General features: G+C 70.7%; 12 protein-coding genes and 3 tRNA genes. 3 read left to right on the top strand and 12 right to left on the bottom strand.

The window, feature by feature from the left end; all coding sequences use genetic code 11:
* Positions 1–10 precede the first annotated feature (10 nt).
* The 6 genes from AFL01nite_RS14660 to AFL01nite_RS14685 form a co-directional block, all read right to left on the bottom strand.
* On the bottom strand, positions 11–871 hold the full coding sequence (locus AFL01nite_RS14660; RefSeq protein WP_186813972.1) for a murein hydrolase activator EnvC family protein: 861 nt from the start codon (positions 869–871) through the stop codon (positions 11–13).
* Positions 872–884: 13 nt separating this feature from the next.
* Complete coding sequence (locus AFL01nite_RS14665; RefSeq protein WP_146828689.1) at positions 885–2990, bottom strand: RecQ family ATP-dependent DNA helicase; 2106 nt, start codon at positions 2988–2990, stop codon at positions 885–887.
* 46 nt (positions 2991–3036) lie between these two features.
* Positions 3037–3363: a TfoX/Sxy family protein gene (locus AFL01nite_RS14670; RefSeq protein ID WP_146828691.1), complete on the bottom strand. Its 327-nt coding sequence runs from the start codon at positions 3361–3363 to the stop codon at positions 3037–3039.
* Between the two features lie 33 nt (positions 3364–3396).
* Positions 3397–3470: transfer RNA gene (locus AFL01nite_RS14675), tRNA-Val, on the bottom strand.
* 167 nt (positions 3471–3637) lie between these two features.
* On the bottom strand, positions 3638–4111 hold the full coding sequence (locus AFL01nite_RS14680) for a peroxiredoxin (RefSeq protein WP_146828693.1): 474 nt from the start codon (positions 4109–4111) through the stop codon (positions 3638–3640).
* On the bottom strand, positions 4108–4494 hold the full coding sequence (locus AFL01nite_RS14685; protein ID WP_146828695.1) for a DUF3052 domain-containing protein: 387 nt from the start codon (positions 4492–4494) through the stop codon (positions 4108–4110). Before AFL01nite_RS14685 ends, AFL01nite_RS14680 begins: the two co-directional genes overlap by 4 nt.
* Positions 4495–4611: 117 nt before the next feature.
* Between AFL01nite_RS14685 and aceE the strand changes: the two genes are divergently transcribed.
* Positions 4612–7371: a pyruvate dehydrogenase (acetyl-transferring), homodimeric type gene (aceE, locus tag AFL01nite_RS14690; RefSeq protein WP_146828697.1), complete on the top strand. Its 2760-nt coding sequence runs from the start codon at positions 4612–4614 to the stop codon at positions 7369–7371.
* Between the two features lie 57 nt (positions 7372–7428).
* Complete coding sequence (locus tag AFL01nite_RS14695; RefSeq protein ID WP_146828699.1) at positions 7429–8517, top strand: phosphatase PAP2 family protein; 1089 nt, start codon at positions 7429–7431, stop codon at positions 8515–8517.
* Here AFL01nite_RS14695 and AFL01nite_RS14700 read toward each other — a convergent pair.
* Positions 8451–9425, bottom strand: a complete 975-nt coding sequence (locus tag AFL01nite_RS14700; RefSeq protein ID WP_146828701.1) for an alpha/beta fold hydrolase — start codon at positions 9423–9425, stop codon at positions 8451–8453. The two genes, AFL01nite_RS14695 and AFL01nite_RS14700, sit on opposite strands and share 67 nt — an antisense overlap.
* A 59-nt stretch (positions 9426–9484) precedes the next feature.
* Here AFL01nite_RS14700 and AFL01nite_RS15390 point away from each other — a divergent pair, with 59 nt between their 5' ends.
* Positions 9485–9997 (top strand): hypothetical protein, encoded by a 513-nt coding sequence (locus AFL01nite_RS15390; protein ID WP_186813973.1) that lies wholly within the window; start codon positions 9485–9487, stop codon positions 9995–9997.
* Between the two features lie 7 nt (positions 9998–10004).
* On the opposite strand, the gene AFL01nite_RS14710 is transcribed toward AFL01nite_RS15390, so the two are convergent.
* The 5 genes from AFL01nite_RS14710 to AFL01nite_RS15810 form a co-directional block, all read right to left on the bottom strand.
* A complete protein-coding gene (locus AFL01nite_RS14710; RefSeq protein WP_246119739.1) occupies positions 10005–10532 on the bottom strand; it encodes a DUF3145 domain-containing protein in 528 nt (175 codons plus the stop codon).
* Between the two features lie 102 nt (positions 10533–10634).
* Positions 10635–11078, bottom strand: coding sequence for a phosphatase domain-containing protein (locus AFL01nite_RS14715; RefSeq protein WP_146828703.1), 444 nt, complete (start codon positions 11076–11078; stop codon positions 10635–10637).
* A gap of 20 nt (positions 11079–11098) precedes the next feature.
* Positions 11099–11172 (bottom strand) — tRNA-Met (locus tag AFL01nite_RS14720).
* A 90-nt stretch (positions 11173–11262) separates the two neighbouring features.
* Positions 11263–11335 (bottom strand) — tRNA-Asn (locus AFL01nite_RS14725).
* A complete protein-coding gene (locus AFL01nite_RS15810; RefSeq protein ID WP_371862842.1) occupies positions 11298–12005 on the bottom strand; it encodes a sigma factor in 708 nt (235 codons plus the stop codon). Before AFL01nite_RS15810 ends, AFL01nite_RS14725 begins: the two co-directional genes overlap by 38 nt.
* Between the last annotated feature and the right edge of the window lie 21 nt (positions 12006–12026).

The raw sequence follows: 12026 nt of genomic DNA on the forward strand, positions 1-12026 counted from the left end.
CGCCGGCTGCTCAGGCCTCGAAGACCTGGAAGTTGGCCGGCATCCCCGGCTCGATCGCGGTCGCAGGCTCCGTGCGGCTCCACCCACGGTCGACCGTCCCGACGGGCTGGTCGATGCCACGGAACCGCATCGGCAAACCCGCGGCGCGCAATGGCGCCGCCTGGTCCATCAGCTGGAAGTGCAGGTGCGGCTCCGACGTGTTGCCCGAGTTGCCCACCTGACCGATGACGTCACCCTCGGCGATGCGGTCGCCCGCGGTGACGGTTGCGGTGCCGCGCCGGACATGGGCGTACAGGGAGAAGACGTCGTCACCGTGATCGACGACCACGTGGTTGCCCACGACGGCGCCTGGTCCACCGAGGTCGCGGAGCCCGTCGATCACCAGCATGTAGGCGAAAGCGACCCAGGACGTGCGCGTGAGGTGGTCGCGGCGGCCGTCGACGACGGTCACCACCGTCCCGTCGGCCACGGCGTGGATCGGCTCGCCGAAGGACGTGAATCCCTCGGGCTTCTCGAACCCGCCGAACAGCGGGTAGCCGGGCTCGGTGCCCTCGGGTCGTGGATGGATGAGGTCCACGGCGTGGGACTGTGCATAGCCCCGGACGCCGTGACTGGGGACGTCGGAGGCGGGACTGTGCACCACCGTCCAGCGGCCCCGCACCGGGCAGCCGACCTCGACCGGCGACCGGTCGTCCTGGCGAGGCGGCCGGGCCAGGCAGAGCGCGAAGGAGACGAAGACGATCAGGCTGGACACACCGATCGGCAGATCGAGCACCAGTCCCGCCACGACCGCCACGAGGAACAGGCACGCCCACACCGGAAGCAGTCCGCTGATGGTCCGACGCCAGCGCCCGCGTTCGTGTCCAGCCATGCGGCCCATGCTGTCAGCCGACGCTGGCCAGGGCGAAGGGCAACACGCCCGGCGCGCCGGCTCGGCGCAGCTCGCGCGCGGCCACGGTGAGCGTCCAGCGGCTGTCGACGCGGTCGTCCACCAGCAGGACCGGTCCGTCGAGTCCGGCGATGCCGGCCGCCAATTCGTGCCCCACCGAGAAACGGCCCCACACCGAGGCCAGGCGGAAGGCGCTGTTGCCGCCGGTCTCGGCGCGCGGGATGTGCGGGTCCAGGTCGAGCGTGCCCAGCAGCGGCATCCGCCCGAGCCGTGAGATCGCCTCGGCCGTGGAGGTCACGAGTGTGGGCCGCGTGACCGACGGCATGGCGACGACGGCCACCGGCCGCTGCTCCCACGGCCAGTCGCGCAGGGCCCGGACGACGGCGCCCACCAGGGGCTCGGGGATCTCGCGGTCGGGCGCGCCGGCCGCGAACAGCTCACGCAGCGTGCCACCCCACCCGAGGTCGGTGAGGCGTGCGACGACGCGTCCGGTCTCGGCCCGCTCGTCGACGGCGATCCGTCCCTTGACCTCGACGCCCCGACGGTCGGCACCGGTGGGCCACTGGCCGCGCGGCTCGATCGGCACGCCGACCCGGTCGAGCGCCTCGGTGGCCCGGCCGATCGTCGCCTCGGGCACGTCGGAGGGGTACCAGGCAGCGGTGCACACGTCGCAGCGCCCGCACGGCGCGGCCGACGGGTCGTCGAGGTCCTGCTGCAGCAGCTGCATCCGACACGTCTCGCCGCGCTCGTACGTGAGCATCGCCTGCTGCTCGTGCTCGCGCGCGGCGGCGATGCGCTGGTAGCGCTCGGCGTCGTAGGTCCAGGGCAGGCCGGTGGCGACCCAGCCCCCGCGCACCTTGCGGACGGCGCCGTCGACGTCGAGCACCTTGAGCAGCAGCTCGAGCTGGGTGCGCTTGACGTCGACGAGCGCCTCGAGCGCCGGCGTCGAGATCGGTTCGGACCCCAGCTGTGAGATGACCCGATCGGCGCGCTCGGGGTCGGGCATCGAGGCGGTGGCGAAGTAGCGCCAGATGTCGCGGTCCTCCGGACCGGGCAGTAGCAGCACGTCGGCCCGATCCGTGGCGCGGCCGGCACGGCCCACCTGCTGGTAGTAGGCGACGGGGGACGACGGCGCGCCCAGGTGGATGACGAACCCCAGGTCGGGCTTGTCGAAGCCCATCCCCAGGGCGCTGGTGGCGACGAGCGCCTTGACCCGGTTCTCCTTCAGCGACTGCTCGAGCTCCTCGCGCTCGGACGGGTCGGTGCGCCCCGTGTAGGCGCGCACCTCGTGGCCGGCCTCGCGCAGGAGACGGGCGGTGTCCTCGGCGGCCGAGACGGTGAGCGCGTAGATGATGCCGCTGCCGTCGAGGTCGCCCAGGTGCGCGACGAGCCAGCCCAGCCGCTGCTTGGCGGTGGGCAGCGTGAGACAGCCCAACCGCAGGGAGTCGCGCGCGAGCGAGCCTCGCAACGTGAGGACGTCGCCGCCCAGCTGCTCGGCCACGTCGGCGACGACCCGCGCGTTGGCCGTGGCGGTGGTGGCCAGGACCGGCACGTGCGGGCCCAGTGACTCGATGACGTGCGCCAGGCGGCGGTAGTCGGGGCGGAAGTCGTGGCCCCAGTCGGAGATGCAGTGCGCCTCGTCGACGACGAGCAGGCCCATCTGCTGCAGCAGTCGGGGCAGCTGCTGCTCGCGGAACGTCGGGTTGTTCAGCCGCTCGGGCGAGACCAGCAGGACGTCGATCGAGTCGTTCGCCAGCCGGGCCTCGATGTCGTCCCACTCCTCGACCGTGGCCGAGTTGATCGCGGCGGCCCGCACCCCGGCCCGCTCGGCGGCGGCGACCTGGTCGCGCATGAGCGCCAGCAGCGGCGAGACCAGCACCGTCGGCCCGGCGCCGCGGGCCCGCAGCAGCGCCGTGGCGACGAAGTAGACGGCCGACTTCCCCCATCCGGTGCGCTGGACGACGAGGGCACGCCGCTGGTCGTCGACCAGGGCCGAGATCGCCTCGAGCTGTCCCTCGTGGAACGTGGCGTCGGGCCGGCCGGTGAGCGCCCGGAGCCGCTCCAGGGCGGCATCGGCCGTGGTCGCTGCGATCGAAGTCATGTCCCGATCGTGTCAGGCGCCTCCGACAGCCGCCGAGGGCGACGGGTCAGGCGGGCCGGGCGGACTCGCCGACGTCCAGCCAGGACCTCAGGTCGGCATCGGTCGCGAGGCCCTCCGGGCCGACCTGGACCCAGCCCTCGCCCATCAGGCGCCCGTACTTCATGGCAGCGGGCCGGGCGCCCGGCCGCGCGAGCAGCTCGTCACGGCGAGCCGGGTCGATCCGGACGAGCAGGCCACCGTCGCCGCCCACCGAGACCGCCAGGGCGCCGCCGACCATGAAGGCCAGGCCGCCGAACATCCGCACCTCCCGGACGTCCCGCCCGGCCAGCGCGGCGCGGACCCGCTCCACCAGCAGGTCGTGCTCGGCGGTCATGGCGACTCCTCACGTCAGGGCGACGGATGGGAGTGGGCGAAGAGGGTTTCGAACCCCCGACCTTCCGGGTGTAAACCGGATGCTCTGACCAGCTGAGCTATTCGCCCCGGGCGCACGAGAACGGTAGCGCAACCCGTCGGAAGGGTCCCGAAGACGCAAGAGCCGCGCCGCCGGGGTCTCGGGTCCCCGGCGGCGCGGTAGTCATATCAAACCAGATCAGCATGGCCAGCGTGAGTGATTTCCACGCGATCCGACCTGAAAAGTTGCTGTGTTGTCAGTCGAGTGACGCAAGTGCCTCACGGTACGCAGAGAGATCGCGCGCGTCGCCCAGACCGTTCTCGATCTTCCACCGCACGACGCCCTCGCGGTCGATGACGTAGGTGCCGCGCGCGGCCGCCCCGGGGCCCTCCTCGAAGATCCCGTAGGACTTCGCGACCGCCCCGTGGGGCCAGAAGTCGCTCAGCAGGCTGAAGGTGTAGCCGTCCTGGTCGGACCAGGCCCGCAACGAGAACATCGGGTCGCACGATATCGCCAGCACCTCGGCGTCGGCGTCGTTGAAGACCGCGAGGTTGTCGCGGATCTCGCACAGTTCGCCGGTGCAGATGCCGCTGAAGGCGAATGGGTAGAACACGATGACGACGTTGCGTCCGCGCAGGGCGGACAGCGACACGTCCTCGCCGTGCTGGTTCCTGAGCGTGAAGTCCGGCGCCGGCGCACCGACCTCGACCGGCGACGCGCCCCTGCTCACCGCTTGTGCGTGGACAGTTTGGTGGCCACCCAGTTCGGGCCCACGGCCGTCGTGGTGGTGATCGACAGACCCGCGATCGGTGCGGCCTCCCCGATGTCGGCACCGGAGACGTGACCGTCCCGTCCGACCTTGGGGGTGAGGAGCCACACGGAGCCGCCCTCGGCGACGTCCTGCGTCGCATCGACCAGCGCATCGGTCAGGTCACCGTCGTCGCCACGCCACCACAGGATCACACCGTCGACGACCTCGACGACGTCACCGTCGACCAGTTCGTTACCGGTGTGGGACTCGATCGTCGAGCGAAGCTCGTCGTCGACGTCCTCGTCCCAGCCGAGCTCCTGGATGACGGAGTCAGGTTCGAAGCCCAGCTTCCCCGCGTCCACCGCACCTCCTTCTTCCCTACCGATCGGTAGGGCCTATCGGTTGCTTGCCGGACTCACACTAGCGAACTCCGGGTGGTTTGATGGAAGGGTCCATCCCGACACCCCAGGGAGTGCACCATGGCCTCATCCGGCCCCGACCGCCCCATCATCCACGGGGGCATGCCCACGCAGCTGCCCGACGTCGATCCCGACGAGACCCAGGACTGGCTCAGCTCCCTCGACCAGATGGTCGACGAGCGCGGCCGCGACCGCGCCCGGTACGTCATGCTGCGCATGCTCGAGCGTGCGCGCGAACGTGCCGTGGGGATGCCCGCCCTGCGCAGCAGCGACTACATCAACACCATCCCGCCGGAGCGTGAGCCCGAGTTCCCCGGCGACGAGGACGTCGAGCGGCGCATCCGGTCGTACATCCGCTGGAACGCCGCGGTCATGGTGTCGCGCGCGAACCGCCCCGGTCTGGGCGTCGGCGGCCACATCGCCACCTACCAGTCGGCGGCCAGTCTCTACGAGGTCGGCTTCAACCACTTCTTCCGTGGCAAGGAACACCCCGGTGGCGGCGACCATCTGTACTACCAGGGCCACGCGGCCCCCGGCATCTACGCGCGGTCGTTCCTCGAGGGCCGGTTCGACGAGTCCCGGATGAACAACTTCCGCCAGGAGCAGTCCCAGGGCGCCGGGAAGGGACTGCCGTCCTATCCCCACCCGCGCCTGATGAGCGACTACTGGGAGTTCCCCACCGTCTCGATGGGCCTGGCCGCGATCAACTCGATCTACCAGGCCCGGTTCAACCGGTACCTGCAGAACCGCGGCATCCGCGACACCAGCGACCAGCACGTCTGGACCTTCCTGGGCGACGGCGAGATGGGCGAGCCCGAGTCGCTCGGCGCCATCGGCCTCGCCGCCCGCGAGCAGCTCGACAACCTGACCTTCGTGGTCAACTGCAACCTGCAGCAGCTCGACGGCCCAGTCCGCGGCAACGGCAAGGTCATGCAGGAGCTCGAGTCGTTCTTCCTCGGCGCGGGCTGGAACGTCATCAAGGTGGTGTGGGGCCGCGAGTGGGACGACCTGCTCGCCCGCGACACCACCGGCGCCCTGGTCAACCAGATGAACCGCGTCCCCGACGGCGAGTTCCAGACCCTCTCGATCGAGACCGGCGCGTACAACCGCGAGCACTTCTTCGGGCCCGATCCCGAGCTGGCCAAGATCGTCGAGCACCTCTCGGACGAGGACATCGAGCGGCTCCCGCGCGGCGGCCACGACTACCGCAAGGTCTACGCGGCGTTCGACTCCGCTGTGAAGCACAAGGGCCAGCCGACCGTGATCCTGGCCCACACGATCAAGGGCTGGCTGCTGGAGTCCTTCATGGCGCGCAACGCGACGCACCAGATGAAGAAGCTCACGACGGACGACCTCAAGACGTTCCGCGACCGCCTGCGCATCCCGATCACCGACGAGCAGATCGACTCGCCCGAGGGCGCGCCGTACTACCACCCGGGCGCCGACCACGACGACATCAAGTACATGCTCGAGCGCCGGCGCGAGCTGGGCGGCTCGCTGCCCTCGCGCGTCGTGAGGGCCAAGCCCCTCGCGCTGCCGCAGGACGACGCCTACGCCGACCTGCGCAAGGGCTCGGGCAAGCAGCAGATCGCCACGACGATGGCGTTCGTGCGGTTGCTGCGCGAGCTGATGAAGGACAAGCAGATCGGCCAGCGGATCGTCCCGATCGCGCCGGACGAGTACCGCACCTTCGGCATGGACTCGATGTTCCCGTCGGCCAAGATCTACAGCCCGCACGGCCAGACCTACGAGTCCGTCGACCGCAAGCTGCTGCTCGCCTACAAGGAGAGCGAGCAGGGCCAACTGCTGCACGAGGGCATCAGCGAGGCCGGCGCGGCCGCGTCCGCGATCGCCGCGGGCAGCGCGTACGCCACCCACGGCGAGCCGATGATCCCGGTCTACCTCTTCTACTCGATGTTCGGCTTCCAGCGCACGGGCGACTCCTTCTGGGCGATGGCCGACCAGCTGTCGCGCGGCTTCCTCGTGGGAGCCACCGCCGGGCGCACCACCCTGACCGGCGAGGGCCTCCAGCACGCCGACGGCCACTCCCCCCTGATCGCCCGCACGAACCCGGCGGTCGTCCACTACGACCCGGCGTTCTCGTTCGAGATCGCCCACATCGTGCAGGACGGCCTGCGCCGGATGTACGGCGAGTCCGGTGACGGTGGCGAGGGCTTCGGCGAGGACGTCATCTACTACCTGACGGTCTACAACGAGCCGATCGTCCAGCCGGTCGAGCCCGAGGGCGTCGACGTCGACGGGATCCTCAAGGGCGCCCACCGGTACTCCCCCTCCCCCATCGAGGGCGACGCCCCCGCGCGCATCCTCGCGTCGGGCGTGGCGGTGCCGTGGGCCCTGCAGGCGCAGCGCACGCTGGCGGAGGAGCACGGCGTCGCGGCCGAGGTCTGGTCCGTCACCTCGTGGAACGAGCTGGCTCGCGAGGCGGAGGCGACCGAGCGGTGGAACTTCAACCACCTCGGCGAGCAGGCTCGCACCCCGTGGATCGCCGAGCGCCTCGGCGAGGGCGGACCCACCGTGGCCGTCAGCGACTACATGCGCGCCGTCCCCGACCAGATCTCGCGCTGGGTCCCCGGCACGTGGATGTCGCTGGGTGCGGACGGGTTCGGCTTCGCCGACACCCGCGCCGGCGCCCGCCGCTACTTCCAGATCGACGCCGAGTCGATCGTGGTGGCGGTGCTGGCGTCGCTCGGTCGCGAGGGCCGCATCGACCCGGAGGTCGCGCAGCAGGCGTTCGACACGCTCCGGATCGACGATCCGACCGCCGTGGCAGGGGTGAAGCAGGAGGGCAGCCCCGCCTGACCGGGCGGGGCGGGAGCCTCAGGCCGCTCTCAGCAGGCTCCCCTTAGACTGGTCCGCATGGTCGGACGGTGGTGGAGCGTGCTGCGCGCGTGGCCCTACACCTTCGGTGTCGCCCTCGCGGCCGGTGTCGGCATCACGGCGATCGTGCTGTCGACGCACCTGGGCATCGCCCTGAAGGACCCCGACGGCTTCCTCGGACCGGCCTACGTGCGGCTGCCGCTCATCGGCCTGGCCTTCTTCGCCCTGGGCGTGCTGCCCTCGGCGATCCGGAGGGCCGGGTGGCGACACACCGGCCGCGGCATTCGCGACATCGTCCGCGACGAGTGGACGTGGGGCCGCGTCGGCCACATCGCAACCGGCCTGATCACGTTCTACATCTGCTACGTCAGCTACCGGAACATCAAGGGCTTCCTGCCGGTCCTGCGCGAGGGCGTCAACTTCGACACCATGCTCAGCCGCTGGGACTACTGGCTGATGTTCGGCCACCACCCGGCCGACCTGCTGCACGACCTGCTCGGCACGAGCATCTCGGCGCAGGTGCTGGCCACGGTCTACGTCAGCTACCTGATGCTGATCCCGATCACCCTCGGCGCGTTCCTCGTGCTCAACCGCGACTACACGCTGGGCGCCTGGTACGCCACGTCGCTGTCGCTGAACTGGGTGCTCGGGGCCGCCAGCTACTACATCTTCCCGTCGCTGGGCCCGACGTACTCCAACGCCACGCTGTTCGACGAGCTGCCCACCACGGGCGTCACCCAACTGCAGGAGTCGCTGTTCGTCAACGCGGCCCAGAACTACGAGGACCCCACCGCGGCGCCCATCTGGGGCATCGCCGCGTTCGCCTCGCTGCACGTCTCGGTCACCTTCACCGCCGTGCTGTTCTTCCAGCGCACCGACCAGCCGCGGTTCGTCCAGGTCGCCGCGTGGGTCTACTTCGTGCTGACGGTCATCGCCACGATCTACTTCGGCTGGCACTTCATCGCCGACGACGTCGCCGGTGCGTTCATCGGCTGGATCTCGGTCGCCCTGGCCGGCTGGGCGACTGGCAACGGCTTCTGGCACCAGCGGCACCACAAGATTCAGCTGACGGCCGAGGGTGACTCCGAGGCCGCGTCGGGCAGCGACACGCTCGCCAACCCGGCCTGATCCCCTCGGCGCAGCAGCGCGCGCCAGCGGCCCCGGTGGTACTGCGCCGGCGCCTGGATGCGGCAGAAGTCGACGATGAGTCGCGCGAACTCGTCGGGGTGGTCCTTGTGCGGGAAGTGACCCGAGTCCTCGAAGACGTGGACGTGCGAGTTCTCCATCAGCGGGAGGCGCTGGGCGTGCTCCACGGGGATGACGTGGTCGTTGCGCCCCCACACGACCAGCAGCGGCATCAGGCGGGTCAGGTAGGCCCGATCGGCCATCGTCACGAACTGGCCGTCCCAGTCCAGCACCGTGCGGGTCAGCCGCCGGATCGCCAGGGACGTCGCGGGATCGGCGAGGCGCTCGTAGATCTTGGCGACCTCGTCCAGGTCGCGCGTCATCGGCAGGTGCGCCATGGTGCGCATCGAGCCGCTGACGACCCCGCGCCACGGCTTGAGGGTGGCCAGGCGCAGCCCGAGCCCCACGCCGGGCAGGGTCAGCGCCCGGATGAGCGGCGTGACCTCGGGGCCGAGGCCGCCGCTGGCCACGAGCACGACCCGTTCGGTGCGCTCGGGGAACTGGTACGCGAACTGCATGGCGACCCCGCCGCCGAAGCTGTGGCCCGCCACCGTGACCTTGTCGATGCCCAGGATGGTCAGCAGGTCGCGCATGCCGTTGGCGAACCCGCCCAGCGAGTAGTCGGCGTTGGGCTTGTCGGACTCGCCGTGGCCCAGCAGGTCGGGCGCGATGACCGTGAAGTGCTCCGCCAGCTGGTCCATGACCGGGAACCAGGTCGTGGAGTCGCAGGCCATGCCGTGCAGGAGCAGCAGCGGCGGTCCGGAGCCGCGCATCCGGTACGCGCGCCGGTAGCCGTGAACGACCACGTAGTTGACGTCGTCCACTGCTCCGCGCTCCGGGGGCAGCACCATTTCTTGATCCTAGGTCACGTGTGCGGGGGTTTCGCGGTGAAGCGACTAGACTTCCGCGTGTGACGTCTCGACCCGATCTGCGCCATCCCGCCGCGCGTGCCTTCGGCTGGCTCACCCTCATCGGCGTGGCGCTGGGCATCGCGGTCGGACTGTTCTTCTCCGGCGCCCTCACGGCCACCGGCGTCACCTCCGCCGATCTGCCGCCGCTCGCCGCGCCCACGAGCGCCCCCACGACCACCGCCACCCCGAAGGCCGCCCCCACGACCGAGGCGCCCGAGAAGGACGAGGGCCCGAAGCCCAAGCTCTCCCCCGTGCCGGGCGACCGCGTCGCCCCCGGCGAGCGCTTCCCGATCGTCGGCGTGCTCCCCACGGTCGACAAGGGCACCGTCCTGCAGGTCCAGGTCAAGGACAGCGACGGGCCCTGGGACGACTTCCCGGTCACCGTCGCGGCCACCGAGGGCGGACGGTTCGAGACCAAGATCTACACGTCGCGCACCGGCGAGCGGAAGTTCCGCGTCACGGACAAGGCCTCGGGCGACTCGACGCCCGACATCACCGTGACGATCGGCTGACGCAGCCTCAGATCACCTGGTGCAACCAGCGCACCGGCGCGCCCTCGCCCGCCTGGCGGAAGGGCTCGAGCTCGGCGTCCCACTTCACGCCCAGCAGCCCGTCGAGGGCCTCGTCCATCGAGATGTCGCCCTGGGCGGCCTTCACCCGGAACGCGCGGATACGGTCCTCCGGGATCAGCACGTCGCCGTGCAGCCCGGTCATGGCGTGGAAGATGCCCAGCCGCGGCGTGAAGGAGTAGCGCGCGCCCTCACTCGTGGCCGTGGGCTCCTCGGTGATCTCGAAGCGCAGCAGGTCCCAGCCGCGCAGCACGGACGTCAGCGCTGCGGCCGTGCCGGCCTTGGCCTGCCACGACAGCTCGGCGCGGTGGGTGCCGGGCTCGGCGGGCTGCGGGGTCCACGCGAGGTCGACCTTGCCACCCAGCACGCCGGCCGCCGCCCACTCGATGTGGGCACACAGAGCCGACGGTGCGGAGTGCACGAAAAGGACACCCCGGGTCATCGGGGTGCCGGTCCGGACCGTATTCACCGTGTTCATCGGTACCTCCCTAGGTGCGCCTTCCCCAGCGATCTCGGGTGATACCTGGTCCCATCATGGCCCATGGCGGGGTTCGCGACAAGACTGAGCGCCCGAAACGCCTCAGGATCCCACCGCGGCGACCTCGTGGACGTCCGCCACGCCGGCCGTGCGGAGCAGCGCGACGATCTCCTGGTCGTCCTCCCACGCCTCCACGACGCGGAGTCCGTCGTCGGCGACGTCTTTCAGCAGCTCGGCCTTCACCTTCGTGGCGGGGCGGTAGTCGGCCGCCAGGCGCATGTACAGCCCGTCGTGGGAGATCCGGTGGGCGGCGAGCCAGTCGAGCGTCAGATCGCGCCACAGGAACTCTCGTCCGGTCCAGAGCACGATCGCCACCCCCCGCTCGCGCGCGGCCTCGAGCCCGGCGAGCACGTCCGCCCGCGGCGGGCAGTCGGCCGAGGCGGCGTGGAACGCGGCGTAGTCCCTCTCGGGCCCCCGCGTCAGGTGCTCGATCGTGGACGTGTCGCACAGCGTGCCGTCCAGGTCGAACAGTGCTGCGTCGCGCATCGTCGCTCCGTCTCGCTCGGTAGGGAGGGTGGGGCTCGAACCCACGACCCAAGGATTATGAGTCCTCTGCTCTGACCGGCTGAGCTACCTCCCCGTCGCCGTCCGAGCGTACAAGTCCCGGACGGGCACCCATGAAGAAGGCCCGGTTCTCGCTCGTATCCGAACGAAAACCGGGCCTGTCCCGCTCCCCCGATTGGACTCGAACCAATAACCCTTCGATTAACAGTCGAATGCTCTGCCAATTGAGCTACGGGGGATCGGCTCCTCAAGAGGAGCACGGCGACCAACATTAGCAAGTCGCTCGCGCAGATGCGAAAGGGCCCTCCCCTCCCGGTCGCGCACCTGCCAACGCGTGAGCCCCAGCAGGCTCGCCACCTCGTCGATCGTCAGGCCGCAACCGTCCTCGCACAGCAGGCCGAACCGCAGGCCGACGACCGTCGCGAGGTCACCCGGGAGCTCGTCGAGCAGGTCGGAGTCCGCCGTCGGGCGCACCTCCGGCTCGACGTGCGGCGCTGCCGGCGGGGGTGTCATCGCGCGCGCGATCCACGACCAGGCGTACGTCGCGAGGCGCGTTCCGCGATCGGGGTCGAAGCGGTCGATCGCCGCGATGAGGCCCTCGATGCCGTTGGCCACGGCCTCGTCCAGATCGTCGCCGCGATGGCCCAGCCTCAGGGCGTGCAGCGCGACGTTGCGCAGGCCGGAGCAGATGAGCTCCTCGCGAGCCTCCCGGTCGCCACCGGCGGCGGCCCGGGCCAGCAGGCGCTCGGCATCGGGCGGGATCGGGGCTTGGGCGAGGGCACGGCTGACGAAGGGCGACACGTCATCCACCCTCGGGCGGGGGACGCGACAGCGACAGGGTCGGCGAGGGGGTTGTGGACGGCGGTCGGGCCCGCCCACAGGTCGCTCCCTCCCCCACTCTGCTCGCACCGAGTGGCGCAAAACGGGTCC

The organism is Aeromicrobium flavum, from assembly GCF_007992115.1.
In the GTDB taxonomy this organism is placed as follows: domain Bacteria; phylum Actinomycetota; class Actinomycetes; order Propionibacteriales; family Nocardioidaceae; genus Aeromicrobium; species Aeromicrobium flavum.

Coding starts and splice junctions, on each gene's coding strand:
- AFL01nite_RS14660 (WP_186813972.1), bottom strand. CDS start 871: ATGGCTGGACACGAACGCGGGCGCTGGCGTCGGACCATCAGCGGACTG.
- AFL01nite_RS14665 (WP_146828689.1), bottom strand. CDS start 2,990: ATGACTTCGATCGCAGCGACCACGGCCGATGCCGCCCTGGAGCGGCTC.
- AFL01nite_RS14670 (WP_146828691.1), bottom strand. CDS start 3,363: ATGACCGCCGAGCACGACCTGCTGGTGGAGCGGGTCCGCGCCGCGCTG.
- aceE (WP_146828697.1), top strand. CDS start 4,612: ATGGCCTCATCCGGCCCCGACCGCCCCATCATCCACGGGGGCATGCCC.
- AFL01nite_RS14695 (WP_146828699.1), top strand. CDS start 7,429: ATGGTCGGACGGTGGTGGAGCGTGCTGCGCGCGTGGCCCTACACCTTC.
- AFL01nite_RS14700 (WP_146828701.1), bottom strand. CDS start 9,425: ATGGTGCTGCCCCCGGAGCGCGGAGCAGTGGACGACGTCAACTACGTG.
- AFL01nite_RS14710 (WP_246119739.1), bottom strand. CDS start 10,532: ATGAACACGGTGAATACGGTCCGGACCGGCACCCCGATGACCCGGGGT.
- AFL01nite_RS14715 (WP_146828703.1), bottom strand. CDS start 11,078: ATGCGCGACGCAGCACTGTTCGACCTGGACGGCACGCTGTGCGACACG.